The sequence below is a fragment of the Pseudomonas sp. FW305-7 genome, assembly GCF_058786735.1.
In genome coordinates, this window is sequence record NZ_JBYSZA010000023.1 from 58,189 (window position 1) to 83,482 (window position 25,294).

At 60.1% G+C, this 25,294-nt stretch carries 24 protein-coding genes; 13 read left to right on the top strand and 11 right to left on the bottom strand.

Annotated elements, in window-relative coordinates; genetic code table 11:
- Window positions 1-83 precede the first annotated feature (83 nt).
- The gene (locus tag AC3WMT_RS23385; RefSeq protein WP_103305757.1) at window positions 84-803 is read right to left on the bottom strand and encodes a FadR/GntR family transcriptional regulator; all 720 of its coding nucleotides are present in this window, start codon (window positions 801-803) and stop codon (window positions 84-86) included.
- Between the two features lie 187 nt (window positions 804-990).
- Complete coding sequence (locus AC3WMT_RS23390) at window positions 991-2,727, bottom strand: IlvD/Edd family dehydratase (protein ID WP_007917984.1); 1,737 nt, start codon at window positions 2,725-2,727, stop codon at window positions 991-993.
- A gap of 193 nt (window positions 2,728-2,920) precedes the next feature.
- Here AC3WMT_RS23390 and AC3WMT_RS23395 point away from each other — a divergent pair, with 193 nt between their 5' ends.
- The 8 genes from AC3WMT_RS23395 to AC3WMT_RS23430 all read left to right on the top strand — a co-directional run bounded on the left by AC3WMT_RS23395 (window position 2,921) and on the right by AC3WMT_RS23430 (window position 9,771).
- Window positions 2,921-4,243: an MFS transporter gene (locus AC3WMT_RS23395; RefSeq protein ID WP_103305758.1), complete on the top strand. Its 1,323-nt coding sequence runs from the start codon at window positions 2,921-2,923 to the stop codon at window positions 4,241-4,243.
- 153 nt (window positions 4,244-4,396) lie between these two features.
- On the top strand, window positions 4,397-5,389 hold the full coding sequence (araD1, locus tag AC3WMT_RS23400) for an AraD1 family protein (RefSeq protein WP_103305759.1): 993 nt from the start codon (window positions 4,397-4,399) through the stop codon (window positions 5,387-5,389).
- 9 nt (window positions 5,390-5,398) lie between these two features.
- On the top strand, window positions 5,399-6,979 hold the full coding sequence (locus tag AC3WMT_RS23405) for an aldehyde dehydrogenase (NADP(+)) (protein ID WP_103305760.1): 1,581 nt from the start codon (window positions 5,399-5,401) through the stop codon (window positions 6,977-6,979).
- Window positions 6,980-7,159: 180 nt separating this feature from the next.
- Window positions 7,160-7,450 carry a DUF5629 family protein gene (locus AC3WMT_RS23410; RefSeq protein ID WP_103305761.1) on the top strand — a complete coding sequence of 97 codons (291 nt, stop codon included), beginning with the start codon at window positions 7,160-7,162 and terminating at the stop codon, window positions 7,448-7,450.
- Complete coding sequence (locus AC3WMT_RS23415) at window positions 7,437-8,612, top strand: lactonase family protein (RefSeq protein ID WP_103305762.1); 1,176 nt, start codon at window positions 7,437-7,439, stop codon at window positions 8,610-8,612. Before AC3WMT_RS23410 ends, AC3WMT_RS23415 begins: the two co-directional genes overlap by 14 nt.
- A gap of 156 nt (window positions 8,613-8,768) precedes the next feature.
- On the top strand, window positions 8,769-8,948 hold the full coding sequence (locus AC3WMT_RS23420; RefSeq protein WP_007917967.1) for a hypothetical protein: 180 nt from the start codon (window positions 8,769-8,771) through the stop codon (window positions 8,946-8,948).
- A gap of 356 nt (window positions 8,949-9,304) precedes the next feature.
- Window positions 9,305-9,517, top strand: a complete 213-nt coding sequence (locus AC3WMT_RS23425; protein ID WP_103305763.1) for a hypothetical protein — start codon at window positions 9,305-9,307, stop codon at window positions 9,515-9,517.
- On the top strand, window positions 9,514-9,771 hold the full coding sequence (locus AC3WMT_RS23430) for a hypothetical protein (protein ID WP_103305764.1): 258 nt from the start codon (window positions 9,514-9,516) through the stop codon (window positions 9,769-9,771). Before AC3WMT_RS23425 ends, AC3WMT_RS23430 begins: the two co-directional genes overlap by 4 nt.
- Window positions 9,772-9,974: 203 nt before the next feature.
- On the opposite strand, the gene AC3WMT_RS23435 is transcribed toward AC3WMT_RS23430, so the two are convergent.
- The 3 genes from AC3WMT_RS23435 to AC3WMT_RS23445 are packed head-to-tail and all read right to left on the bottom strand — an operon-like array spanning window position 9,975 to window position 15,438.
- Window positions 9,975-10,559 carry a glutathione S-transferase gene (locus AC3WMT_RS23435; protein WP_103305765.1) on the bottom strand — a complete coding sequence of 195 codons (585 nt, stop codon included), beginning with the start codon at window positions 10,557-10,559 and terminating at the stop codon, window positions 9,975-9,977.
- Complete coding sequence (locus AC3WMT_RS23440) at window positions 10,556-14,197, bottom strand: AAA family ATPase (protein WP_103305766.1); 3,642 nt, start codon at window positions 14,195-14,197, stop codon at window positions 10,556-10,558. The genes AC3WMT_RS23435 and AC3WMT_RS23440 overlap by 4 nt, the downstream gene beginning before the upstream one ends.
- Window positions 14,194-15,438, bottom strand: coding sequence for an exonuclease SbcCD subunit D C-terminal domain-containing protein (locus AC3WMT_RS23445; protein WP_103305767.1), 1,245 nt, complete (start codon window positions 15,436-15,438; stop codon window positions 14,194-14,196). The genes AC3WMT_RS23440 and AC3WMT_RS23445 overlap by 4 nt, the downstream gene beginning before the upstream one ends.
- Window positions 15,439-15,733: 295 nt before the next feature.
- On the opposite strand from AC3WMT_RS23445, the gene AC3WMT_RS23450 reads away from it, so the two are divergent.
- From AC3WMT_RS23450 to AC3WMT_RS23470, 5 genes are all read left to right on the top strand, one after another.
- Window positions 15,734-16,003, top strand: a complete 270-nt coding sequence (locus AC3WMT_RS23450) for a DUF8617 domain-containing protein (RefSeq protein WP_492577971.1) — start codon at window positions 15,734-15,736, stop codon at window positions 16,001-16,003.
- A gap of 297 nt (window positions 16,004-16,300) precedes the next feature.
- The gene (locus AC3WMT_RS23455; RefSeq protein WP_177431442.1) at window positions 16,301-16,687 is read left to right on the top strand and encodes a hypothetical protein; all 387 of its coding nucleotides are present in this window, start codon (window positions 16,301-16,303) and stop codon (window positions 16,685-16,687) included.
- A 183-nt stretch (window positions 16,688-16,870) separates the two neighbouring features.
- Window positions 16,871-17,332 carry a PM0498 family protein gene (locus AC3WMT_RS23460; RefSeq protein WP_103305769.1) on the top strand — a complete coding sequence of 154 codons (462 nt, stop codon included), beginning with the start codon at window positions 16,871-16,873 and terminating at the stop codon, window positions 17,330-17,332.
- A 141-nt stretch (window positions 17,333-17,473) separates the two neighbouring features.
- Entirely contained in the window at window positions 17,474-17,872 is a 399-nt protein-coding gene (locus AC3WMT_RS23465) for a hypothetical protein (protein ID WP_103305770.1), read from the top strand.
- A 9-nt stretch (window positions 17,873-17,881) separates the two neighbouring features.
- Entirely contained in the window at window positions 17,882-18,115 is a 234-nt protein-coding gene (locus AC3WMT_RS23470) for a hypothetical protein (protein ID WP_103305771.1), read from the top strand.
- A 102-nt stretch (window positions 18,116-18,217) separates the two neighbouring features.
- Here the strand turns inward: AC3WMT_RS23470 and AC3WMT_RS23475 are convergent, their stop codons facing one another.
- The 6 genes from AC3WMT_RS23475 to AC3WMT_RS23500 are packed head-to-tail and all read right to left on the bottom strand — an operon-like array spanning window position 18,218 to window position 25,060.
- Window positions 18,218-19,855 carry a BatD family protein gene (locus AC3WMT_RS23475; RefSeq protein ID WP_103305772.1) on the bottom strand — a complete coding sequence of 546 codons (1,638 nt, stop codon included), beginning with the start codon at window positions 19,853-19,855 and terminating at the stop codon, window positions 18,218-18,220.
- Window positions 19,852-21,588 (bottom strand): tetratricopeptide repeat protein, encoded by a 1,737-nt coding sequence (locus AC3WMT_RS23480; RefSeq protein ID WP_103305773.1) that lies wholly within the window; start codon window positions 21,586-21,588, stop codon window positions 19,852-19,854. Before AC3WMT_RS23480 ends, AC3WMT_RS23475 begins: the two co-directional genes overlap by 4 nt.
- Window positions 21,585-22,664, bottom strand: a complete 1,080-nt coding sequence (locus AC3WMT_RS23485) for a vWA domain-containing protein (RefSeq protein WP_103305774.1) — start codon at window positions 22,662-22,664, stop codon at window positions 21,585-21,587. The genes AC3WMT_RS23480 and AC3WMT_RS23485 overlap by 4 nt, the downstream gene beginning before the upstream one ends.
- Window positions 22,657-23,154 (bottom strand): DUF4381 domain-containing protein, encoded by a 498-nt coding sequence (locus AC3WMT_RS23490; protein WP_095050116.1) that lies wholly within the window; start codon window positions 23,152-23,154, stop codon window positions 22,657-22,659. The genes AC3WMT_RS23485 and AC3WMT_RS23490 overlap by 8 nt, the downstream gene beginning before the upstream one ends.
- The gene (locus AC3WMT_RS23495; RefSeq protein WP_103305775.1) at window positions 23,151-24,095 is read right to left on the bottom strand and encodes a DUF58 domain-containing protein; all 945 of its coding nucleotides are present in this window, start codon (window positions 24,093-24,095) and stop codon (window positions 23,151-23,153) included. The genes AC3WMT_RS23490 and AC3WMT_RS23495 overlap by 4 nt, the downstream gene beginning before the upstream one ends.
- Before the next feature lie 5 nt (window positions 24,096-24,100).
- The gene (locus tag AC3WMT_RS23500) at window positions 24,101-25,060 is read right to left on the bottom strand and encodes an AAA family ATPase (protein ID WP_003218556.1); all 960 of its coding nucleotides are present in this window, start codon (window positions 25,058-25,060) and stop codon (window positions 24,101-24,103) included.
- Window positions 25,061-25,294 lie beyond the last annotated feature (234 nt).

Below are 25,294 nucleotides of genomic sequence, written 5' to 3' on the forward strand. Positions count from 1 at the left end.
CGATAGCGGACTAACATCCAACAGCAATGTTGAATGCTAAGCCCTCATCGCTGGCAAGCCAGCTCCCACAGGTTCTTTGGTGTTCAGGAAAGTTCTGTGCCTAGCACGACGCTAAGCGCACTTCGGGCATCATCCAACTGCACCAACGTCGCATGCCGTGCCCCCAACGCATCGCGATTTTCGATCGCGGTGAGAATCGCCTTGTGCCGAGGCAACGCCAATTCATGCAGATTCGGCCGTTGATTCGAATGCTTCAACGCTTCGGCAATCGCCACCGACAGCATGTTGCACAGGTTCGCCAGCAAATCATTGTGCGTCGCATCGGCAATCCGGCTATGAAAGTCCAGATCCGGTTGCAACAGGGCTTCCGGCGTCGGCGCCGCTTCCATGCGTTGGTAGGCTTCGCCGATGAGGGCAATGTCGGCCTCGGTCGCATGTTGGGCGGCGAGGGCGGCGGCGGCGGGTTCGATGATGCTGCGCACGCTGGTCAGCACGTTGAAAAACTCATTCTGCGGGCTACTTTGCATCAGCCAGTGCAGCACATCCGGATCGAGCATGTGCCACTCGCGCCGAGCCTTGACCACCGTGCCGACACGCGGTTTGGAATACACCAGCCCCTTGGCCACCAGCACCCGCGTGGCTTCACGCAACACCGGCCGACTGACCGCGTACTCCTCGCAGAGCAAGGCTTCGGCGGGCAGTTTGTCATCGGGCAAAAAGCGTCCGGAGACGATCTGCATGCCCAGTTCCTGGACGATGCGCGAGTGCATGCTTTTACGGTCGGAAGGTTTGCGGTAATCCATGGGGAACGGCGCGATCCTGAGCGATGGAGATGGCGCGCATCATAGCAGGCACGACACAATCTTGAGGCGTATACAAAAAGCAAATGTGGGAGCTGGCTTGCCAGCGATGGCGGAGTGTCAGTCAACATGAATGTCAGCTGAAAGACCGTAATCGCTGGCAAGCCAGCTCCCACAGGGGACGGCGGTGTTAGTGGGAATGGCGTGGCACTTCGGCGCCTCGGCACCCGACCAGGAAGTCAAAATCACAACCCTGATCCGCCTGCAGCACATGGTCGATGTACAACTGACGATACCCGCCCACCAACAATTGCTGCGGCGGTTGCAGATCGGCCATGCGCGCCGCCAGCTCGGCATCCGGAATATCCAGATGCAAACGTCCGGTCGCGCAATCCAGCTCGATCCAGTCGCCTTCCTTGACCGTTGCCAAAGGCCCACCAGCCGCTGCTTCCGGCGCTACGTGCAAAACCACGGTGCCGTACGCCGTGCCGCTCATTCGCGCGTCAGAAATGCGCACCATGTCGGTCACACCCTGCGCCAACAGCTTGGCCGGCAAGCCCATGTTGCCGACCTCGGCCATGCCCGGATAACCCTTCGGCCCGCAGTTCTTCATCACCAGAATGGAATCTTTATCGACATCCAGTTCCGGATCGTTGATCCGCGCCTTGTACATGTCGAAGTTCTCGAACACCACCGCACGGCCACGATGTTGCATCAGTTCCGGGGTGGCGGCGGACGGCTTGAGCACCGCGCCGAGTGGCGCCAGGTTACCGCGCAACACGCAAATTCCACCGTCGGCGCGGATCGGATTGTCGAGCGTGCGGATCACCTCGTCCTCGCCGTAAATCGGCGCGTCCTTGGTGTTCTCGCCGATGGACTTGCCATTGACGGTCAATGCGTTCGGATTAGGGATCAGATTGGCTTCACCGAGACGGCGCAGCACCGCTGGCAAACCACCGGCGTAATAGAACTCTTCCATCAGGAAACGCCCGGACGGTTGCAGGTCGACGATGGTCGGCATGCCGCGCCCGATGCGGGTCCAGTCGTCCAGATCCAGCTCGACGCCGATGCGTCCGGCGATGGCTTTCAAGTGAATCACCGCGTTGGTCGAACCACCGATGGCTGCGTTGACCCGAATAGCGTTCTCGAAGGCTTCCTTGGTCAGAATCTTCGACAGTTTCAGATCCTCGCGAACCATCTCCACCGCACGCATACCGGACATGTGTGCCAACACATAACGCCGCGCATCCACCGCCGGAATCGCCGCGTTGTGCGGCAGGGAAGTGCCGAGAGCTTCCGCCATGCAGGCCATGGTCGACGCCGTGCCCATGGTGTTGCAGGTGCCCGCGGAACGCGACATGCCGCCCTCGGCCGCCAGAAAATCGTCGATGGTGATGGTGCCGGCCTTGACCTGTTCGCTGAGCTGCCAGACCACAGTTCCGGAGCCGATGTCCTTGCCTTTGTGCTTGCCGTTGAGCATCGGCCCGCCGGTCACGACGATGGCCGGCACGTCGCAACTGGCCGCGCCCATCAGCAGCGCCGGGGTGGTTTTGTCGCAACCGGTCAGCAGCACCACGCCGTCAATCGGGTTGCCGCGAATCGCTTCTTCAACGTCCATGCTCGCCAGGTTGCGCGTCAGCATCGCGGTCGGGCGCAGGTTCGATTCGCCATTGGAGAACACCGGGAATTCCACCGGGAAACCACCGGCCTCGATCACCCCGCGTTTGACGTGCTCCGCGATCTGGCGGAAGTGCGCGTTGCACGGGGTCAGTTCCGACCAGGTGTTGCAGATGCCGATGATCGGCTTGCCATGAAACTGGTGGTCGGCGATGCCCTGATTCTTCATCCAGCTGCGGTACATGAAGCCGTTCTTGTCGGCCGTGCCAAACCATTGGGCGGAGCGCAGGGTGGGTTTCTTATCAGACATGATCGATTCTCTTATTGTATGACTATAGTGTTCGAGCTACGGCCTAACATAAGCGCAAAATCGATGGTTTGGAAGTGTTGTTGGGTAATTAGTAATACTATATAGTCGTTTTCGACGGAGGGATGGCCCTGACGGTTTTTCGTGAGAGGCGTCTCCCGAGGTTCTATAAAAACAACAATCGGAGACCGATCTCATGAGCCAGGAACTGCGGCTGATCCGGCGCATTACGCTGAAACTGATTCCCTTCCTGATCCTGCTATACCTGATCGCCTATGTGGATCGCTCCGCCGTCGGCTTCGCCAAGCTGCACATGGGCGCCGACATCGGCATCGGCGACGCCGCCTACGGTCTCGGCGCCGGGCTGTTTTTCATCGGCTACTTTCTCCTCGAAATCCCCAGCAACCTGATGCTCGAACGCTTCGGCGCCCGGCGCTGGTTTGCGCGGATCATGATTACCTGGGGCGCCATCACCATCGGCATGGCCTTCGTCCAGGGGCCGCACAGTTTCTACGTGATGCGCTTTCTGCTCGGCGCGGCGGAGGCGGGGTTCTTCCCCGGCGTTCTGTACTACATCACCCAATGGTTCCCGGTGCGCCATCGCGGCAAGATCCTTGGCCTATTCATCCTCTCGCAACCCATCGCGATGATGATTACCGGCCCGGTGTCCGGCGGCCTGCTGGGCATGGACGGCATCCTTGGGCTGCATGGCTGGCAGTGGCTGTTCATCGTTATCGGCACCCCGGCGATCCTGCTGACCTGGCCGGTACTGCGCTGGTTGCCGGATGGCCCGCAACAAGTGAAATGGATGGATCAGGCCGAGAAAGACTGGCTGACCGGCGAACTGAAAAAGGATCTGCAGGCATACGGTCAGACCCGTCACGGCAATCCGTTGCATGCGCTGAAAGACAAGCGAGTGTTGCTGCTGGCGCTATTTTATCTGCCGGTGACGTTGAGCATTTATGGGCTCGGTTTGTGGCTACCGACGCTGATCAAGCAGTTCGGCGGCAGCGATCTGGTCACCGGGTTCGTCTCGTCGGTGCCGTACATCTTCGGGATCATCGGCTTGCTGATCGTGCCGCGCAGTTCCGACCGTATGAATGATCGCTACGGCCATCTCGCCGTGCTCTACGTGCTCGGTGCGATTGGCCTGTTCATGAGCGCCTGGCTGTCGTTACCGGTAGCGCAACTGGCGGCGCTGTGTCTGGTCGCTTTCGCGCTGTTTTCCTGCACGGCGGTGTTCTGGACTTTGCCAGGGCGGTTCTTTGCTGGCGCGAGTGCGGCGGCGGGGATCGCACTGATCAACTCGGTGGGGAATCTTGGCGGGTACATCGGACCGTTCGTGATTGGTGCGTTGAAGGAGTACACCGGGAATCTGGCTTCAGGTCTGTACTTCCTCTCCGGGGTGATGGTGTTCGGCTTGATCCTGACCGGAATCGTCTACCGCGTGCTGGAACGTAAACACGTCCTGCCAGTCGACCAGTTTGCTGCCAGCGCCCGTGGTGCCACGCGAACCTGATATCAAACGATCCATCACCGCAAACCCTGTGGGAGCTGGCTTGCCAGCGATAGCAATCTGTCAGTCACATCAATGCTGAATGTGCCGCCGCCATCGCTGGCAAGCCAGCTCCCACAGGGATCAGCGGTGTTTTCGAAGGAATAGGAGAAGAACATGCATCTGGTTCAATTCGAATTAAGCAACGGCGAACGCCGCGTCGGCGTGGTCGCGGGCGGTCTCGTGCGCGAAGTGCAAGACGCCCGCAGCACCCGCGATCTGGCGCTGGCGGCCATCGAGGCCGGCAGCACCCTCGAACAGCAAGTGCACACCCTCGGCCTCGGCATCAGCCACGATTATGCACAGTTGCTCAACGACCTGCGCATCTTGCCGCCGCTCGATCATCCAGACCCGGCGCACCTGCTGGTCAGTGGCACTGGCCTGACGCATCTCGGCAGTGCTTCGGCCCGGGACAAAATGCATCAGCAAGCGGGCGACGAAGCGACGATGACCGACACCATGCGCATCTTCAAATGGGGCGTGGAGGGTGGCAAACCGGCGGCGGGGCAGGCCGGTGTGCAGCCGGAATGGTTCTACAAGGGCGACGGCAGCATTGTCGTGCGTCCGGGGCAAGCGTTCCCGCTGCCGCCGTTCGCCGAGGACGCCGGCGAAGAGCCGGAGATGGCCGGGCTCTACGTCATCGGGCAGGACGGCAAACCGTATCGGCTGGGCTATGCGGTCGGCAACGAGTTTTCCGACCACATCATGGAACGCAAGAATTACCTGTACCTCGCGCACTCGAAACTGCGCAGTTGCAGTTATGGTCCGGAACTTCGCGTCGGCGGACTACCTCAACACCTTGCGGGCAGCAGTCGCATTCTGCGCGACGGCGAAGTGCTCTGGCAGAACGAGTTTCTCAGCGGCGAGGCGAACATGTGCCACAGCCTCGCCAACCTCGAATACCACCACTTCAAATACAGCCAGTTCCTGCGTCCTGGCGACGTGCACATTCACTTCTTCGGCACCGCGACCCTGTCGTTTGCCGACGGCATCCGCACGCAACCGGGCGATGTATTCGAGATCAGCCAGGCCGAATTCGGCGCACCGCTGGTCAATGGCATCGCCCCGGTTGCAGCGGCTTTTGAACCGGACAGCATCGGCACCCTTTAAGGAGATCCCATGACTCAGATTCTCGGTCACAACTACATCGGCGGGCAGCGCAGCGCAGCTGGCGACGTCAAACTGCAATCCGTCGATGCAACGACGGGCGAGCAATTGCCTCACGATTTCATCCAGGCCACGGAGCAGGAAGTCGACGCCGCCGCCAAAGCCGCCGCGGCCGCGTACCCGGCTTATCGCAGCCTCAGCGCTGAACGCCGCGCACAGTTTCTCGACGCGATTGCCGATGAACTGGACGCGCTCGGCGATGACTTCGTCGCCGTGGTCTGCCGCGAAACGGCGTTACCGGCCGGGCGTATTCAAGGTGAACGCGGGCGTACCAGCGGGCAGATGCGCCTGTTTGCCAAAGTTCTGCGCCGTGGTGATTTTTATGGTGCGCGGATCGATCTGCCGCTGCCGGATCGTCAACCGTTGCCGCGCCCTGATCTGCGCCAGTACCGCATCGGCCTCGGCCCGGTGGCGGTGTTCGGCGCCAGCAACTTTCCGCTGGCATTTTCCACCGCTGGCGGTGACACCGCGTCGGCCCTGGCCGCCGGTTGCCCGGTGGTGTTCAAGGCACACAGCGGCCATATGGCGACAGCGGAACTGGTCGCCGATGCGCTGATTCGTGCGGCGGAAAAAACCGCGATGCCAGCCGGCGTATTCAACATGGTTTATGGCGGCGGCGTCGGTGAATGGCTGGTCAAACATCCGGCGATCCAGGCTGTCGGCTTCACTGGCTCGCTCAAGGGCGGGCGTGCCTTGTGCGACATGGCGGCGGCACGCCCGCAACCGATCCCGGTGTTCGCCGAGATGTCGAGCATCAATCCGGTGATCGTTCTGCCGCAGGCGCTGGCCGAGCGCTCGGAAACCGTGGCCCGCGACCTCACTGCGTCGGTGGTGCAGGGTTGCGGTCAGTTCTGTACCAATCCGGGCTTGGTCATCGGGATCCGCTCGCCGCAGTTCAGCGCGTTCGTGCAGCAGGTTGCCGGGCTGATTGGCGATCAACCGGCGCAAACCATGCTCAACGCTGGCACCCTCGGCGGCTACGGCAAAGGTTTGCAGAAGCTGCTGGCGCATCCTGGCGTCGAGCATCTGGCCGGCAATCCACAGCAGGGCAATCAGGCGCAGCCGCAATTGTTCAAGGCTGATGCAAGCCTGTTGATCGAAGGCGATGAAGTGCTGCAGGAAGAAGTCTTCGGCCCGACCACGGTGATTGTCGAAGTCGCGGACAAGGCGCAACTCAGCGCGGCGTTGCTGGGGCTGCACGGCCAACTCACCGCGACGATTATCGGCGAGCAGGCGGACTTCGAACGCTTCCCGGAACTGACACCGCTGCTGGAACAGAAGGTCGGGCGGATCCTGCTCAACGGCTATCCGACTGGCGTTGAAGTGTGCGATTCGATGGTGCACGGTGGGCCGTATCCGGCGACGTCCGATGCGCGCGGCACCTCCGTCGGCACGCTCGCCATTGATCGCTTCCTGCGCCCGGTGTGCTTCCAGAACTACCCGGACAGCTTGCTGCCCGAGCCGCTGAAGAATGCCAACCCGTTGCGCATCCAGCGACTGGTCGACGGCAAGCCATCGCGCGACGCCATTTAAAGCAACCCCAATCCCCTGTGGGAGCTGGCTTGCCAGCGATGACTGCGGCACATCCAACATTGATGTGTCAGACAGATTGCTATCGCTGGCAAGTCGAATCGTCGCACCGCAGCTCCCACAGGGTTCTGCGTCGACAATGAGCTATCATTGGCCCTTTCCCCCCTAGAAAGACTGTTTGCCATGACTGCCCAAACCCTTCTCGACGTCCTCGAACACTCCGATATGGTCGAAATCGACGGCTTGCATGCCTTCGAATTTTCTCTCGACGAAGACGACAACCTGCACATCGAATGCATGGATGGCCGAGCGGCCAAGCACTGGGAGTTCACGCCGGCGCAGGTCGCAGCAGCAACCTTTGATAATGACCTGCAAAGCTGGTTGATCGTTGGTGATTCCGGTGAGCACCGCTTGGTCTGCAGCGAAGCCTTCGGCGGCAGCGACGATGAGGATGAAACCGATGAAAATGCGTAAATTCTGGCCGCTGCTGATGGCCGGCAGCGTCGGCGCGATGGGCCTTTCCAGCGCCAGCGCAGAAAACTTCCAGTTGCTGGTTGGCTCCTACACCGCAGGCACCAGCCAGGGCATCTATCGAATGAACTTCGACAGCGCCACCGGCCAGATCGCCACCAAACCGCTGCAAGTGATCAAGAGTGAAAACCCATCGTGGCTGACCCTCTCCAAAGACCAGAAACGCCTGTTCGTGGTCAATGAAAACGGCCCTGGCCAGAAAGACCCGGTCGGTCGCGTCAGCAGCTATGCGATCGATCCGAAGACCCACGCGCTGAGCCTGATCAACCAAGTGCAAAGCCTGGGCAACGAACCCACCCATTCGAGCCTCAGCGCGGACGCCAGCCATCTGTTCGTCAGCAACTATTCGGTGATGGAAGATCCGGGCGGAACGCTGGCGGTGTTGCCGGTCGGCGCCGACGGCAAGTTGAAACCGGTGGTGCAGATGAGCGCGCACCCGGCGAGCCGGGTCAATCCCGAGCGTCAGGCCTCGAACCACGTGCACTCGACGGTATCTTCGCCGGACGGCCGCTATGTGTTCTCCAACGACCTCGGTGCGGACAAAGTCTTCATCTATAAATTCGACCCGAAAGCCAATCCTGACTTGCCGCTGACCCCGGCCAAAACCGCCTCGGTGACTTTGCCTGCCGGCAGTGGCCCGCGTCATCTGCTGTTCAGCGCTGACGGCAAACACGCTTGGCTGACCATGGAAATGAGCGCGCAGGTTGCGGTGTTCGACTACAACGACGGCGTGCTGACCCAGACGCAACTGGTCGATCTGGCCGCTGGCCAACCGACATCGGACAAGGCCGGGGCCGCGCTGCATGCGTCGGCGGACGGCAAATTCCTCTACGTCAGCAACCGTGGCACCGCTAATCAACTGCTGGTGTTCAGCATTGATCCGGCGACCGGCCAGCTCAAAGAGCTGCAAAAACGTGCGGTGGAAGGTGATCACCCGCGCGAATTCAGCCTCGATCCGAGTGGCAGATTCCTGCTGATCGCCAACCAGAAAAGCAACGAAATTGTCGTCGTCGAACGCGATGGCAAGACCGGTCTGCTCGGCAAAACCGTGCAGAAACTGCCGATGGATGCCCCGAGCGACCTCAAGTTTCTAGTGCGACAATAAGCCACAGGCCCCGGTTTACGGGGCCTGTCTCTTTGTATTAATCGCGCTGATAACTGCTAATGCTACAAAGCATTTCAAGCGATCAACCCTCGAGCGTTAAGTTTGCTCCACGGCCCAACCGGGCAAGCAAGCCAACCGAACACGAGGGTTACCGCCATGAACTTCAATCTCTTCTCCGTTATCGCCGCTTCCGCCATCTCCGCCACCGTGGTTCTGCCAGCCAGCGCCAACGTTGAAATCAACAGCAAAAAATCCCACACCCAGAGCTACACCCAGAAATACCTGCAACAGAGCGCCAACTTCTACGCCGCCCTGGATCACAAAGCCCAACACTGAAATTCCCGCCTCGCGCGACTCCCTATAGGAGCTGCCGAAGGCTGCAGTCTTGATCTTGCCCTTGGGATCGTTCCCACGCTCTGCGTGGGAACGCAGCCCGTGACGCTCCGCGTCACTGGACGCAGAGCGTCCCAAGAGGCATTCCCACGCTGAGCATGGGAACGATCAGATCGCAGCCTTTGGCAGCTCCTACACGTTTGCGTGTGTTTTTCGCGGCACGATAGGTTTCTTCAAACTCGCAAATAGACTGGCTAAATAATCAACGAAGCTGATGGTTACTATGGGAAACGCTGAGTGGTTAGCTGAAGTTTTTTGATCGATTCTGTGGCCATCGAAACATGCCCACGGAGAACACCATGGCCAGCGCAATCATTTCTTCTGCCAAATTCGGCGCCTACCTGGCCATCGGTCTTTACCTGGCTCTGGTGCTGATCGTCAGCATTTCATCGCAACTGGAACACACGTTCGAAGCGCCGATTCAAGTCGCAAACCCCGGCATCCAGTTTGAACACCGTTCGCACAGCGTGATGGTTGATAGGACTGAACTCGCAGGAGTCGGTGGAGCATGAAAGGCTACAGATTCTGGGTGATTGCCGGTCTGGCATTAATCACCAATGGCGCTTCATTACTGGGGATTGGTCAAGGCTCGGTCGGTGCATTGGCCCGGGCCATAGAGGCCAACCACAACATTGCGCACAACATTGAGCGGGCAAATACGCTGGGGCTGCTGGCCGGTAATCCACCGGCAAAGGTCTCGGTCGATTTCCTCGGGCCGTTTGAAGTGGATTGCTCGGCGTTGGGTATGTGCGATGCTCTGGCGTAACCCAATAACGGGCTGAACACCCATTCTGAAGAAGTACTCATTTGTGGCGAGGGGATTTATCCCCGATGGGCTGCGAAGCAGCCCCAAAACCAGCAAACCAGATTAATCTGACTCACCGGGGCATCTGAATTCAGGGCCGCATCGCAGCCCATCGGGGATAAATCCCCTCACCACAGGGTTTACCCTGTGCAGGAGAAATGGTGCTACTTCTTCATGATCGAGGTGAAGAGGTCGGATTCTAGAAAGTGTTGTAACCAAGCCTGTAATCGTACGAAAGGCGTCTGCGCAAACCACTCGCGATCTACATGGGCAAACTGACGTACGAACGGCAACAAGGCGATATCCGCCAGGCTCGGATGATCCGCCAACAAATAATCGCGATCCGTCAGCAGTTCCTCCAGCCTCTGCAAATACACCGCGCCCTCGGCCCGATAAACCTCCATCGGTTGCTCCGGATAGCGCTCGGCATATTTATAGCGATTCAACTGCACCTTGAACCCCTGATCATTCGCTTCGATCAAGTCGGCAATTCGTGAATCCCCGTCAAGCAACCATCCCTGCGGATCATTCTGCGCCAGCGCCCAGCGCATGATCTCCAGGCTCTCATCAATCACAAGACCACCGGCATCCAGCACCGGTACCGTGCCTTTGGGCGAGATCGCGAGCATTTCGGCCGGTTTGGCCTTGAGGCTGACCTCAACAATGTTCACCGCCACGCCCGAATAACGCAGCGCCATCCGCGCCCGCATCGCGTACGGGCAACGGCGGAAGGAGTACAGCGTATTCATTTCACCTCCAATGTGCTCAAACCATTGCCCTGACGCTGCACCTGAATCTGCACCGGGATCCTTTCGTGCATTTCCTGTACGTGGGAAATCACCGCGACCTTGCGACCCTGCGCCTGCAAGCCATCGAGGGCGTCCATCGCCAGTTGCAGGGATTCCGGGTCGAGGCTGCCGAAGCCTTCGTCGATGAACAGCGATTCGATTTTCAGCGTGCTCGATGCCATCGATGCCAGGCCCAACGCCAGAGCCAACGACACCAGGAACGTCTCGCCGCCGGACAGTGAATGCACCGAGCGCAGTTCGTCGCCCATTTCCGTGTCCATCACCAACAGCCCCAACATGCTGCCGCCGCGCTTCAAACGGTAGCGCTTGACCAGTTGACGCAACTGCACGTTGGCGTGGTGCACCAGCAAGTCGAGGTTGTAGGCCTGGGCGATCTTGCGGAATGTGTCGCCAGTCGCCGAACCGATCAATGCGCTCAGGCGTGCCCAGCGCTGGTATTCGGCATAGGCGTCGGCGATCTGCTGCGCCAGCGCCTGATTGGCGTTCTGCCGACGCTGGTCTTCAGCCTGTTCGGCACGCAATTCGGCGCATTGCTGCTCACTGACGTTGAACTGGTTTTGCAGGTCGGCAAGGGCGCTGGCCAGTTGTTCGGCGTCGAGATTGCCGTTGTGCTGGGCCTGATGATCGAGCAAGCGCTGCTCACGCTCCTGCAACAGAACATTCGCCTGTTCGATGGCTTTTTCATTGAGTTGCAGGCGTTGGCGCAGTTCAGTGAGTTGCCCGTCGTCGACGCGCAACAGCTCTTCGAGGCCGCCGTCGTCCAGTTCCGGGTGACGGGCGCGCCAGTCGGCAATCTTGCCGGCCAGATCCTTGTCTTCAGTGTCCAGCGCCTGCAAGCGTTCCTGCTGCGCCTTGAGCTCGGCAGCGATCTGCACAAGTTGCGTGCGCACGTTTTGCAGTTCCTGGGCAGTCGTGGTTTCTGCGTGACGCGCCCGCTCCACGGCCTGTTCCAGTTGCTGCTGCCAGCGCTCGGCGCTGCTCTGCTCGCCGAGCAGTTGCGCGAGTTTTTCCTGACAGGCCCGCTGTTGCTCGGCCAGCGCATTGAACTGCTGTTCGGCGGCTTGCGACTGTTGCACGCGGCTCTGCTGACGATCCTGTTCTTTCTCCAACGTCTGCTGACGTTGTTGCTGTTCGGCCAGCTCTTCCTTTTGCTGATCGACTTGCTCAAGGCGCTCGGCGATCTGTCGGTCGAGTTGCATGAACGTTGCCGCAGGCTCTACACGCAAGGCCTCAAGAGTGTCCGCTGGCAGCAGACTGGCGAACGCGCTGAGTTCTTCTTCAAGCCGCTGCCGGTCGCTGTTCAGCTCGCGCTGTTGGTTGCTCAGATGCTGCGCCGCTTGCTGATGCGCGGTTTCGGCCTGACGCAGTTGCTGGGTCAGCCGCGCGGCATCCTGCTGCAAGGTGAGCAGGGCGCTTTGGCGTTGTTCGTCCTGAGTGATGCTCTGGTGTAACTGCTCGTTCTGCCGGGTGAGCCAGGCGTCCCGCTTGTCGGCGTCCTGATTCATCAGTTGCACGGTTTGCGGATGAGCGTCGAGGCTTGGTGCCAACGCCTGCTGCTGATTCGCCAAATGCTCCTGCTGTTGCAGCAGTTCTTTCTGCTGAGCGATGACGCCAACCACTTCGGCGCGCAGTTCCGTGAGTTTTTCCTTGAGCTGATCGACCACTCGCTGGGCGTTGGCCTGCTCGCTTTCATCGTGTTTGCCAAGGCTTTGCCACAGCGCCTCGGGCTGGTGGTACGGATGTTCGTTGCTGCCGCAGACCGGGCACGGCTGGTCGTCCTGCAACTGCGCGCGCAACTCCTCGACACTGGCACTGCGGGCCAGACGCTGACGCTCAAGCAACTCGCGGGTGACGTTAAGGGTTTGCTCGGCGATGGTCAGTTCGGCTTTGGTTTTGACCCCGTCCTGAGTCAGGCGCTCGCGCTCCTGCTGAGCGTTGAGCTGACGCTGGTGCAGCTCGGCGCCGCGTTTGTCCAGATCCTGTCGAGTGGCCCACAGGCGTGAGAGGTCTTCGATGGCACGTAGCTGTTTACGGTTGTCCTGCAGCAGATTGCCGAGGATGCCGATCTGCTCGGCGACCGCATCCGGCTCGGCGCCAGCCTCTTTGAACAGTACTTCCAGTTGCTGTTTTTGTGTGGTGAAGGTTTCGGCGCTGCGAGTGGCATTTTCTTCGAGCGAGGCCAGTTCCGCCTGGCCCTTGTTCAAGCGATTGCCGATCAGCATCAGTTGTTGCAGGCGATCGCGGTAGGCGTTCCATGCGTCGCTCAATGGCGCGAGATGAGCGCTCTGTTCCAGTTCGGCGGCAATCTTTTGCAAGCGCTCGGCGACTTCGGTCTGCTTATCCAGCAAGGCTTGAATGGCGCTCTGGCCTTGGCTGCAGGCAAGCTCGGCATGGTGTTTCGCTTCGCCGCTCTGGGCCGTGTCTTTGGCCAGACGGGCGAGGGTGCTTTGCTCTTCGAATGCCTGACGCAACAACGGTGCACTGTCGGTTTGCGTGTGCTGCGCTTCGTTCAGCGCGACTTTCGCGGCGTCGAGGTTTTGCTCCAGAAGCGTCTGGCGCTCGGTCAGCTCGACGTGTAGCTGTGTGTGCGCGGCAATCTGCGCGGCCAACGGGGACAAGAGCGCGTCGAGTTCAGTCTTGCGGGCGAACTGGTGACGTTGCGGGCCCAATTGCTCCAGTCGCGTCAGTTGTAGCCGATCACCGGCCAAACCTTCCCACTGCTGTTGGGCGCTGTGCAGTTGTTCGGCAGCCGCTTGCTGCGCGTCCTGCAACTGGCGAAGATCCTTGAGCCAGCTGTGCTGCTGCTCAAGCTGTTTGAGTTGCGTCTGCTGCAACTTCATCTGTTGCTGCGCAGCGTTGAAACGCCCGTCCAGTTCGGCACGGGCCTCGGGAGTCAGCGGCGTGACGCCGGTGGCCTGATCCTGCAACAGCTTGTGCGCTTCGCGGGCTTCTTTGGTTTTGTCGAACGCGCGGCGGCCCAGGCGGGTGTACAGCGCGGTGTCGGTGAGTTTTTCCAGCAGCTCGCTGCGGTCGTTGTCGTCAGCCTTGAGGAACGCACTGAATTCACTCTGGGCCAGCAGTACGGCGCGGGTGAACTGTTCGAAGTTCAGGCCCAGTGCCGCTTCCAGCTGAGTCTTGTACTCGCCTTTCTGACTGGCGAGCAGTTGATCCTGATCGATATCGCGCAGGCTCTGCCGGCTGGCCTGCAACTTGCCGCCAGCCTTTTCCCGCGCGCGATTGGCTTCCCAGCGCGCCCGATAGCGACGGCCGTCGACACCGACGAAATCGACTTCTGCGTAGCCTTCACCCGTGCCTCGACGGAGTAGCGTGCGTGGGTCGCCGGTGGCGATTTCGCCGTCGGCATCCGGCACCTTGGCATCGCGGCCCGTGTTGTTCAGGCGTGGAACCGCGCCGAAAAGCGCCAGGCACAAGGCGTCGAGCAGGGTGCTTTTACCGGCGCCGGTCGGGCCGGTAATCGCGAAAAGACCGGCGCTGGCCAGCGGCTCGGCGGTGAAATCGATCTCGAACGGGCCCGCCAGCGAGGCGAGGTTCTTCAAGCGAATGGCGAGAATCTTCATGGCTGCTCGCCCTCCATTTGCACGTCTTGCAGCAGTTCGGCGAAGTCCTTGAGCGTCTGCTCATCGACCTCGTTGCCATAGTTGTCGAGCCAGGCGCGGCTGAACAGTTCCTGCGGCGTGAGTTGATCCAGTTCGATCAAAGCGGTGCCGTCCTCAACGCCATCAGCGCCACGGTTACCGGCGTATTCGGCAGCGATGCGCACCAGCCGCACGGCTTTGCCTTGCAAGGCGTTTTCCACTTGATGGCGCAGATCCGGTTGCGGTTCGTCAAGGCGCACGCGCACTTCCAGCCATGGCTGGCGCTGGGTTTCGGCGAGCAGATCGATGTTCGGCAGGTCGGCCAGTTGCAGCAGAATCTCGGCCAGCGGTGCCGGGCCGATGCGCTGCAGGTTGACCGAGCGCGGGATCAGTTTCGGCTCGACGCTGACCAGGGTTTCGCCATCAAGCACGACGTCGAGAATCTGGTGCTGGTAGCCAATCTCCGAGAACGACAGCGGAATCGGCGAACCGCTGTAGCGAATGCGTTCTTCGCCGTTGACCTTCTGCGGCTTGTGCAAATGACCTAGGGCGACGTAGCTGATGCTCGGCCCGAACAGGCTGGCGGGCAGGGCTTCGGCGTTGCCGATGATCAGGCTGCGCTCGGAGTCTTCCGACACCGAACCGCCCGCCATATGTGCGTGGCTGATCGCGATCAGCGCCTGGCCGGGCTTGCGCTTGGCGTTCGCCGCTTCGATCAGCCACTCATGCACCTGACCGATACCGCGCAAATAGTTGTCGCCCAAATGCGCGCCAGTCACCTCCGCCGGGCGCAGGAACGGCAGCGCCAGGCACCACGCGGCGATCTCGCCCTGTGCGTTCGGCAGCGGCAGCAGCAGACGCTCGGCATCGAGTTGGCCATCGTCCAGCCACAGCACCCGACCCAGCGCATGAGTACGCAAACGGCGCATCAACGGCGCGGGCAGTTCGATCCGCGAGCCGGAATCGTGGTTGCCGGCAATCATTACGATGGTCAGCAACGGCTGCTGCTCGTGGGCGCTGACGATGAAATCGTAGAGGCGTTCCTGGGCTTTGACCGGCGGGTTCACCGTGTCGAAGATGTCCCCGGCAATCAGCAGCACATCCGGCTGCGCCAGTTGCAGTTGGCGCAGCAGCCATTCCAGAAAGCACGCATGCTCGAAATCGCGCTCCTGGCCGTGCAGGTTTTGCCCAAGGTGCCAGTCGGAGGTGTGAAACAGACGCAAGGCGGACTCCGCTACAGATAAAGAGGTGATGGCCGCAGGGACATGAAGGGCGGCGAAAGAGGGGAGAGTTTACAGATTATTGCGGCGTGAGGGCTTGTCGGGGTATCGCGCGGCTGGGCATTACGGTGACGCCTGACAGCGGTTATCTGGTATTTGGCTATCATATTGATATCATTGGCGGTAGGTGCGGTATGCTTTTCGCGTTTTAGAAAACTACCAACAGTTTCCGATGAAGCTGTGCTTCTAAAATGGGCATAAGACGAAGCTTGAACAGAAAGAGGACGCTTCAGTAATCATGCCGAAATTTGCTTGTGTCTGCGGTCATGTAATCAACCTGTCTCAAGGGACCTCCGAGTGTGAAATGTCTCTGGTCGCTGAACAGAAGATAGATGAAATTGGCTGTGCGCTATCAAATCGTTGGCTGTCTGAAGACGAGTTCTACGAAACGATAGATCAAGGGGCTGTGACGGTTTATCGATGCCAGCAGTGCGGGCGGCTGCATGTGGATCAAGGTGGTGGACAGTTTTCTTCCTATATAAAGGAAGTAAGTCAGTCTCGCCATTGAAAAAAATGGTTCAGAAATCTGGGGCGCTGAAAACGATTTCAACCATTCGAAAATCTATGCGATTGTAGAAAAATTACACGAGATTGCAGTCGCTCGCGGCGAGCCATGGATATCCTTTGTCCTGTCCTGTCCTGTCCTGCCGCGAAGGCGAACAAGTGACAACGAAATTCAACCATTGATTTGATAATAAACGTGATCGGTCCCGGTTTTATTGCAATAACGCTCACCATGACCACCTTAAGGTCTTCGATAAATTTAACGATCTGAAAGTTGTGTTGAACCTCGATGGTCCGGTAAATGAAGCAAAAACAAAAATGCCCGCGCGGAAAAGAGAAAGTTGAGATGAATGATTTCCAATCGGTGAAAAACCTGATCATCCAATTGGTTAAAGAAAAAACCGGTGGTTTTGATGATGACAGTTGGGAGGCTGATTACAAACTGAATTGGGAGGCCGAGTTGTCGGAAAGACTTGAGAAAGCTCTTTTCAATATGTCTAAAATGGCCTCCGCCAGGGAGAGTGGGGATGATGTCATGTTGACGGCGGCGCTGGTGCATTCACGTATGAATTGCATGGATCTTGCGAATTTTTTCAGGGATATCTATGACGATCTGGATGCGTTGCTCGTAAAGCCAGTTTGGCCTGACATTCCCGAAGGGTTTGATTATGGAAAGAGCTCCAATTAACGGGCCGCACTCTCTGACTGGCGGAGTAAGCAATAAATTTGGGGGGGGGCAGACTACGTTTAAATAAACTGTAGTCTGTCCTCGGTGCAGGGTCCCCGGTTCTGTATTCTGCATTTGTCCGTGCGCGATACACCCTTACAGCCCTGGTGCTTGGCGAAGTGGCGTGATGCTTGAGGGACGTGTGTGAAACTTAACTGTGAAATGCAGCAAATGCTCGCTCGTGTGGGGTGTGCTTCTCTGGATGGCGAGTTGGCGGATATCGCAAGGTCCGGTTTCGTGGAACGGGATGGTTGTGTTTTTTTGAAGAGTCTGGAGAGCTTCCAGAAGCATGTAAGCCTGAAGAATTTCCCAGATAGAACGGGATATGAATGTTTCGTTAACTCGATCCATGCCGATGATTATGTAACCGCTGATTTTTTGGCATGCGCGCTCTCGTACTTGTTTTTAGTGTTTGAGGCGTGGAACAAGTCAGGTCAGCCGGGAGTTCTGCAGGGAGTCATTTCGGGTGACGAATTCGATGCGACGGTGAAGTTTCATCTGCTGCGCCCAGGGGAAACCTGGCTGAGCGATGACCTTGAGGGGTATGAGGATGCAGTGCTTACCGTTGAATCGAGTGACAAGGGATTTCTTGAGATATACGGGTAAATGATGGGGACAGACCACGTTTAGGAAGTACTCCGAAAACGTAGTCTGTCCCCGTTTTACTATCGGACATGGAAGCCGTACGAAACTTTTTCTTCTTTAGAAGTCGGTAGGTGGTTTCTTCACGGGGTGAGCCAAGCGACGATGTTTATTAAGTTTGATAAATTTATCGAGATGTTTGCTGATAAAGAATACTCAAGCGATTACTGGTCCGATGTCGCCATTATCAGGGCTTACGAAATGCTGGATGGCTTTTCTGACGCCGATTGGCTGGAGCTATTGGCAGTTGTAGACAGCAAAAGCGATTTCTGGGTATTGCGGTTATGCGAGACGTTGGGAGACCCGGATGAGAGAGCACTGGTCGTATTACTGAAGGTGACTTCACGTCACGGCAACCGTGCGATTTACGTCGCATTGGAATCGATCAGGTCGATGATCAGTCTGGGTCTGGACGTGTCGGCGTATGCGGATGAGATCAATGCTGCGACTGAACGTGCGAGGCAAACGACGGGGAAAGTGAGTTTGCTTTCGACTTTCCAATGAGGAAGCGGCGTGGATAACGTGTTTTTCAAATTTCGCGATGTGGAAATTTACCTGCGCCACGAACGTTATTTCATCAAGTACGACGCGGGTAATCACGTGGATGTCATACGTGAGGATGAGATTTCGGAACAGGAAGCGCTGACCGCAGCCATGGGTGAGGAAGCAGTTATGAAGTTTTTGTTTGAGCTGCAGGAGCGATTGATCCGGGAGGGTGTTGACCCTTATGTTTCCAACACTGATTGAAGATCGATTGGGTCTGATGTCTTAAAGTCAAAAGATCGCAGCCTGCGGCAGCTCTTACAGAAATATGTGTAGGAGCTGCCGCAGGCTGCGATCTTTTGCTTTTTACTTCGGATAAAGCGGCGGCAACCCGCTGTCACCCACCGGATCCTGCACCCGCTCAGCCGCCGGAATAGTACGAATCGCCCGCCACAAATCCTCACCCTGCCAATGCTGCCCCGTCTCGCTGTATAGCGCACCATTGAGCCCATCCAGCGCATCCGACAACGGCACAAACCGCGCCGCCATGTCCGCCAGCGTCTCCGGCTGCTGCCGCGCCCAAGCATCCAGTGCCTGCCGTGTCGCCTGCGGGTCATTCGCCTGGCTCGCACGCTTGATGTCGTCCATCAAGGTTCGCGGGCTCGGCCCGGTTTGCGCGGCGCGATGGATCGCCGGTTGCCAGCGTGCGCGCCACCACAGGCCGAAGCCGAGGAGGGTGGTGCAGGCGAGGATCAGCGTGCTGAGTTTCCACCACCACAGCACGTCGTTATCGACGACGCTCGGTTGCAGATTGCCGGCCGGGGTGTCGACTTGCAGGCTCGGGTTGTTCGCCACTTGCAGGGTGCGCGCCGGCAGGCTGCTGTGTTCCAGGTGATCTTCGAAGGTGTTCCACCAGACCACGTCGACGGTCGGCAATTCGATTGCGCCGCTGCGGCTCGGCACCAGCGCTTCGCGTTCTTCACGGCTGCCGATCAGGCCCCGGTCGCTGCTCTGGTTGCTCAGCACCGGTTGATCCGGATAGCGGCGCAGGCCGTTGACTTCGGTGGCGGGCAGCGCTGGCAGTTGCGAGCTGGCCAAGCCTTCGACTTTCAGCGTCAGGCTGCGGGTCAGGGAGTCGCCGACCTGGATGTGCTCCGGCTCCGGGTTCCAGCTCTCGCTCAGGCTCAGGCTGCGCGCCGGTAGCCACGGCGCATCGGCGGGGTAGGTCAGCGGCTTGGGCTTGACGGTCAGGGGGATTTCGGCGGAACTGACGCGCATCAATTTGCCGGCCTTTGGCCCTTGTGCGCTGGCGTCCTGGGCCGGCTGCGTGTCGACCAGCGTTGCGCTGAACGTCTGCGGCACGATGGTCAGCAAACCGCTGTGCTGCGGATAGATCGCATAGCGCATCTCGATCACGCCATGGCGCACACCGTTGATGTCTTTTTCGTATGTGCGGGTGTCGCCCAACTGCTCAACCCGCGCATCGGCGATTTGCAGCGGGGTCAGGCTGCTGTCGTCATACAACGAGACCGAATGGTAGATGCGCAGGGTCAGAATCGCCTGGGCCTGTACGTAAACACTGGACTGGTCGAGGCTGGCCTCGATGAACACCGGATCGAGGTTGTTCTTCTCGTCACGAGTGTCACTTTCGACCACTTGCACGGTGATCGGCTGGCTCTGCACGTCACCCACTTGCAACGGCGGAATGACCACGCTGCCGTTTTCTTTCGGCAACAGTGTGATGATCCAGCGCGTGGTCGCGCGGTTGTCGCCATTGAGGGTGTTGAGCTGGTTGACTTGCCGCGTGCCGCGCACTTCGAACAACGCTTCCAGCGGGGCCAGGTCGGGTTTGCCGAACTGGGTGACGTCGCTGGTTTCGAGAGTGAGTTCGACCGTCTCGCCGGAATTCAGGCGACTGCGATCCACACTGGCAGTCAGCTCGGCCGCATTGGCGGTGGCCGTGCAGAGCAGCAGGGGCAGCAAGAGCGCGGTGAAACGGTTCATTGAGTGTTTTCCTGATCCTGATGTTGTTGCTGTTCGTACCAGAATTTGCGTCGCAGCAATTCGCCCGGATCGTCCGGGATCTTGCCCAGCCATTGTTCCAGTGCCTGGCGTTGCTCGCCTTCGAGGTTGTCCTCGCTCGGGCGCAGGGTCGGCACGGTGTCGGTTTGTTCTTCCTCAACGCTGCCCGGTAGTTCGTCGGGGCCTGGCTGCGGAGGTGTGGTTGGCGGCGGTTCGCTGGCCGACTCGGCGGGCTGCGCCTCGCTTTGTGTTTCACTTTTCACTGCCGGCGGCGGTGCAGTCGCTGGCGGCGGTTCATCGCCGGGCAGGTTTTGCTCGCTGGGCTTGTTTTCCGGCTCGGCGGGCGGCGGGGTGTTTTTCTGCTTCAGCAGGTTTTCCACCAGGGCCTTGTTGGTCTGTGCCGGGCGCAAATCCGGTTGCAGTTCCAGCGCCTGTTCATAGGCGTCGATCGCTGCGTCCAGCTCGCCGCTTTTCGCCAGCGCGTTACCACGATTGTAGTGAGCGCGGGCATCGCTGCCTTCAGCGAAACGCTGGGCGGCGCCACTGTAGTCGCCGGCCTCGTACAACGCCACCCCTTGCCACTGGTGATCGTCAAAATGTTGCGCCGCTTCGGCCGGGCGTTTCTGTTTGAGCAGATGCAGGCCTTGCTGGTCGGGGCGCAGCCAGAGGTCTTCGAAATCGAAAGCGTAGCTCGGTTGCGGCAGGCACAACAGCAACGGCAAACAGAACAGCCAGCCGCGCCGTCCGGCACACGCGGCCAGCAACAACAGCGGCAACAGCAGCCAGTAACCCTGATCGGCCCAGGTATCCAGACGCACGGTCTGGCCGTCGTCGCGCAGGCTGCGCGGGCCGTCGAGCAGGCCGAGGGCAGCTAGATCGCCTTCGTCCAGACGGGCAGGGTGGTATTCGCCGCCGACGCTATTGAGGAATGCGCTCAGGCCTGGACTGTCGAGTTGCGGCACGCGAATCGCGCCTTGTTCGTCCTTGAGGAAACTGCCGTCCTCTTGAGCGATCGGTGCACCTTCAGCGGTGCCGATGCCGAGCATCAACAATTGCGCCGATTGTCCGCTGAGTGCGCGACGAATGCCTTGGCGTTCCTCTTCGCTCAGCGATGAGCCGATCAGCAAAATTCGCCCCTGACCCAGCGCGCCCTGTTGCAGCAGCGCCAGTGCTTTGCCAACGGCCAGATCGGCGCGATGGCCGCTTTCCGGCATCAGCGATGGCTTGAGCGCATCGAGCAGATTACGACTGGTCGCGAGGTCATCCGACAGCGGCACCAGCGTGTGCGCGCTGCCGGCGTAGACGACGATGGCGGTCTGCGCATCGCTGCGCGCCTGCAACAGATCGAACAGCTTGCGCCGCGCCTGTTCCAGTCGCGTCGGCGGCGAATCGGTGGCGAGCATTTCCGGGGTCAGTTCCAGCACCACCACCAACGGGTCGGCAGGTTTCTGGCTGGTCTGTTCGACGCGTTCCCAGCTCGGCCCGAGCAGCGCCAGAATCGTCAGCAGCCACGCCACACCCAGGGCGACCCATGGCAGTTTGCTGTCGCGACCATTACCGCCGCTAAGCAGCGTGGCATGGAACGCCGGCGGCAGAATCATCTGCCAGCGCCCGGCGCGTTTCTGCCGGTGCCAGAGTTGCCAGAGCAGCCAGCCAAGCAGCGGCAACAGCAGCAGCCACCAGGGACGGAACCAGTGCGGCCAGAGGGCGATCATCGACGCCTCCGCAGACGCAGGCGCTTGAGGCGCTCGCGCCAGTCAGGCAACGGACTTTGCAGATACAGCTCCTTGGTGAACAGGCGTTGCAGCGGGTTATCCGGCCACAGTTCGCGGGCGACCAGCAGCAGGCTCAACCACAAGGCCAACGCCAGCGGCCAGTGATACAAGGCTTGCGCCGGCCGGGCCTGGGTCGGTTGCTGGGTGACCGGTTCGAGCTGGTCGAGGGTGTCCTTGATCGCTTGCAGCTCTTTGCCGTCGTGGGCGCGGAAATACTGGCCGCCGGTTACTTCGGCGATGGCTTTGAGCGCCGGCTCGTCGAGATCGAGGCTCGGGTTGACCCCGAGCAGCGCTGTGGAGCCACTTTCTTCCGGGTTGGCGCCAATGCCGATCGGGTAGATCTTCACGCCTTCGCTCGCCGCCAGTTTTGCCGCGGTCAGTGGATCGATTTCACCGCCATTGTTGGCGCCGTCGGTGACCAGAATCAGCACGCGACTTTGCGCCGGGCGCATGCGCAGGCGTTTCAGGGCCAGACCGATGGCATCGCCAATGGCGGTGTTCTTGCCGGCAATGCCGATGCGCGCTTCGTCGAGCCAGATGCGCACGGTGTGGCGGTCGAAGGTCAGCGGCGCCTGCAGATAGGCCTGACTGCCGAACAGGATCAAGCCGACGCGGTCGCCGTCACGGCTTTCGAGGAAATCGCCGAGCAAGTGCTGCACAAGATTCAGTCGGCTGACGTCATCGTCCTGCCATTGCATGTCGGGGAAGTCCATCGAACCGGACACGTCGACGGCAACCAACAGATCACGCCCACTGGCCGCAATCGGCAGCGGCTCACCGAGCCATTGCGGACGCGCAGCAGCGATCAACAGCAGCAGCCACAGCAGCATGAACGGTGCCTGTTGGCGCCACGCCGGCAGGTTGGCGCGGGCGCGACGGCGGGCGAGGCCTTCGAGGTCGGCGAGGAAACTGACTTTCAGCGCCGGCTCGCCGCTGTCGGCCACCGGCAATACAAGGCGCATCAACCACGGCAGCGGCAACAGCGCGAAAATCCACGGCCAGGCGAACTCAAACATGTTTGCGAATCCACGTGTCGACGGCTTGGGTCAGGCCGGCGATGGCTTTGTCGTCGAGTTTGCATTCAGGTTTGTACGCGCCTTCGACCAGCACCATCCAGCGTGTCAGGCCAGCCGCCGGGCAGCGGTTGTCGAGGAACGCCAGCCATTTGCGGCCATTGAGGGTGTGGCTCTGGCTGTAGGGATAGTGGTTGCGGCACAAGCGCTTGAGCAGGCCGTTGAGCTGTTGCAGCCACGCCCCGGCAGGGGCGCCGTCGTAAGGTTTGGGCATCTGCGCCAGTTCTGCGAGGGCGGCGATGCGCACCGGGTCGAGTGGTTGTTCGGCGCGGACGATCGGGCGTTTCTTCATCGGAATGAAACGCCGCAGGCGCCACACGGCGAAACCGAGCAGCGGCAGCAACAGAAGCAGCAGCCACCAGCCCGGCGCCGGTGGCCAGAAGGCAATCGGTGGCGGCGAGATCAGCGGTTGCAGTTGTTCGAGGCCGTTCATCGACCTTTCCCCGGGCGCTGCGGATTGAGGAACTCGCGCATCTGCTCGACCATTTCACTCTGCGTGCTCAGCGGCATCAGCAGCACCCGCAACTTCTGCGCGAGCAATTCCCAACGGGCGATTCGCGCTTCGGCCTGAGCGCGATAGGTCTGGCGCAGGTCGAAGTTGAGGGTGTCGAGTTCCAGTTGCGCGCCGCGTTCGGCGAATCTTAAAAGCCCGGCAGCGGGCAGGGCGTGATCGAGCGGATCGGACAACGGCAGCATCAGCAGGTCGCAGTGACGCGACAGCAGGCTCAGTTGCTGCTCGGCGCTGTCGGAGAGCGCACGCTCATCACAAATCACGATCACCAGACTGCCCGGGCGCAGCACCTCACGGGCACGGCGCAGGGCAACGCCAAACGCATCGCGATCCGGCTCACGCTCGCTGTGCAGCGACTGATTGACCTTCACCAAGCGGTTGAGCAATTGCAGCAGGCTTTGTTTGCTGCGCCGTGGCTTGATTTCGTAGTGCTCGTTGTCGCCGAACACCAGCCCGCCAACGCGATCGTTATGGCCAAGCGCGGCCCAGCCGATCAACGCCGCCGCTTGCGCCGCCAGCACCGATTTGAACATCAGCCCGGAGCCGAAAAACAGCCGCGTGCTTTGCTCGACCATGATAAAAATCGGCCGCTCGCGTTCCTCATGGAACAGCTTGGTGTGTGGTTCTTGCGTGCGTGCCGTCACCCGCCAGTCGATGGTGCGCACGTCGTCGCCGGCCTGATAGACCCGCACCTGATCGAAGTCGACCCCGCGACCACGGAATTTCGAGTGATGCAGGCCGATCAGCGGGCTGCGCTGACTTGGCGTGGAAAACAGCTGCACTTCGCGCACCCGGTGACGCATCTCGATCAGCTCGGCGAGGCTGACGCGGATGCCCGGTTCGGACGGCAGAGGGGCGTTCATGGGGGTCAAGCGACGGCTACGACGTCGAGAATCCGCTGCACCACCCGATCCTGATCGATGCCGGCGGCTTCGGCTTCAAACGACAGAATGATGCGGTGACGCAACACGTCGAACAGCACCGCTTGAATGTCTTCCGGGCTGACGAAGTCGCGACCGGCCAGCCAGGCGTGGGCGCGGGCGCAGCGGTCGAGGGCGATCGAGCCACGCGGGCTGGCGCCATAGGCGATCCACTCGGCCATTTCCGGGTCGAACTTGGCCGGGGTGCGCGTGGCCATGACCAGTTGCACCAGGTATTCCTCCACGGCGTCGGCCATGTACAAGCCGAGGATTTCCTTGCGCGCGGCGAAGATCGCCTGCTGGCTGACCCGGCGCTCGGGCTTGGTCTCGCCGTTCAGCGCTTCGCCACGGGCCTGCTGGAGGATGCGGCGTTCGACGGCAGCGTCCGGGAAACCGATTTTCACGTGCATCAGGAAACGGTCGAGCTGGGCTTCCGGCAGCGGGTAAGTGCCTTCCTGCTCGATCGGGTTCTGCGTGGCCATCACCAGAAACAGCGGCGATAGCTCGTAGGTGCTGCGTCCGACGCTGACCTGACGTTCGGCCATGGCTTCGAGCAGCGCCGATTGCACCTTGGCCGGGGCGCGGTTGATTTCGTCCGCCAGTACCAGGTTGTGGAAGATCGGCCCTTGCTGGAACACGAAACTGCCGGTTTCCGGGCGATAGATCTCGGTGCCGGTGATGTCGGCGGGCAGCAGGTCAGGGGTGAACTGGATGCGATGGAACTGGGCTTCGATGCCCTCGGCGAGTTCTTTGATCGCTTTGGTCTTGGCCAGACCCGGCGCGCCCTCGACCAGCATGTGGCCGTCGGCGAGCAGGGCGATGAGCAACCGCTCGATGAGTTTTTCCTGGCCGAGAATCTGCGTTGAAAGAAAGGTTCGCAGCGCCAGCAGCGCTTCACGATGTTCCATCGATGACTGTTCCTGGAAAGGGATGGCCACGGGCGTTCGGATAACGCCGGGGCTGGGGGCGTTACTTTAATCCATCGCGGGGGGTGGCGACTAACGGCATTTTGCGCAAAGTGCGGGAAATGACTGGGGGAATTGTTGGATTTTTGTAGCAGCGGAGTGTTGGGGTGACTGTTCTGGCCTCATCGCTGGCAAGCCAGCTCCCACAGGTTCAGGGTTGTGCATGCGATTTGTGCA

Bases quoted from the DNA above. Each gene is read 5' to 3' on its own strand.
- AC3WMT_RS23415 (WP_103305762.1), top strand. From the start codon at position 7,437: ATGAAAATGCGTAAATTCTGGCCGCTGCTGATGGCCGGCAGCGTCGGC.
- AC3WMT_RS23430 (WP_103305764.1), top strand. From the start codon at position 9,514: ATGAAAGGCTACAGATTCTGGGTGATTGCCGGTCTGGCATTAATCACC.
- AC3WMT_RS23495 (WP_103305775.1), bottom strand. From the start codon at position 24,095: ATGAACGCCCCTCTGCCGTCCGAACCGGGCATCCGCGTCAGCCTCGCC.
- AC3WMT_RS23475 (WP_103305772.1), bottom strand. From the start codon at position 19,855: ATGAACCGTTTCACCGCGCTCTTGCTGCCCCTGCTGCTCTGCACGGCC.
- AC3WMT_RS23490 (WP_095050116.1), bottom strand. From the start codon at position 23,154: ATGAACGGCCTCGAACAACTGCAACCGCTGATCTCGCCGCCACCGATT.
- AC3WMT_RS23480 (WP_103305773.1), bottom strand. From the start codon at position 21,588: ATGATCGCCCTCTGGCCGCACTGGTTCCGTCCCTGGTGGCTGCTGCTG.
- AC3WMT_RS23435 (WP_103305765.1), bottom strand. From the start codon at position 10,559: ATGAATACGCTGTACTCCTTCCGCCGTTGCCCGTACGCGATGCGGGCG.
- AC3WMT_RS23385 (WP_103305757.1), bottom strand. From the start codon at position 803: ATGGATTACCGCAAACCTTCCGACCGTAAAAGCATGCACTCGCGCATC.
- AC3WMT_RS23450 (WP_492577971.1), top strand. From the start codon at position 15,734: ATGCCGAAATTTGCTTGTGTCTGCGGTCATGTAATCAACCTGTCTCAA.
- AC3WMT_RS23425 (WP_103305763.1), top strand. From the start codon at position 9,305: ATGGCCAGCGCAATCATTTCTTCTGCCAAATTCGGCGCCTACCTGGCC.
- AC3WMT_RS23440 (WP_103305766.1), bottom strand. From the start codon at position 14,197: ATGAAGATTCTCGCCATTCGCTTGAAGAACCTCGCCTCGCTGGCGGGC.
- AC3WMT_RS23410 (WP_103305761.1), top strand. From the start codon at position 7,160: ATGACTGCCCAAACCCTTCTCGACGTCCTCGAACACTCCGATATGGTC.
- araD1 (WP_103305759.1), top strand. From the start codon at position 4,397: ATGCATCTGGTTCAATTCGAATTAAGCAACGGCGAACGCCGCGTCGGC.
- AC3WMT_RS23420 (WP_007917967.1), top strand. From the start codon at position 8,769: ATGAACTTCAATCTCTTCTCCGTTATCGCCGCTTCCGCCATCTCCGCC.
- AC3WMT_RS23500 (WP_003218556.1), bottom strand. From the start codon at position 25,060: ATGGAACATCGTGAAGCGCTGCTGGCGCTGCGAACCTTTCTTTCAACG.
- AC3WMT_RS23465 (WP_103305770.1), top strand. From the start codon at position 17,474: ATGTTTATTAAGTTTGATAAATTTATCGAGATGTTTGCTGATAAAGAA.
- AC3WMT_RS23390 (WP_007917984.1), bottom strand. From the start codon at position 2,727: ATGTCTGATAAGAAACCCACCCTGCGCTCCGCCCAATGGTTTGGCACG.
- AC3WMT_RS23485 (WP_103305774.1), bottom strand. From the start codon at position 22,664: ATGTTTGAGTTCGCCTGGCCGTGGATTTTCGCGCTGTTGCCGCTGCCG.
- AC3WMT_RS23395 (WP_103305758.1), top strand. From the start codon at position 2,921: ATGAGCCAGGAACTGCGGCTGATCCGGCGCATTACGCTGAAACTGATT.
- AC3WMT_RS23455 (WP_177431442.1), top strand. From the start codon at position 16,301: ATGAAGCAAAAACAAAAATGCCCGCGCGGAAAAGAGAAAGTTGAGATG.
- AC3WMT_RS23405 (WP_103305760.1), top strand. From the start codon at position 5,399: ATGACTCAGATTCTCGGTCACAACTACATCGGCGGGCAGCGCAGCGCA.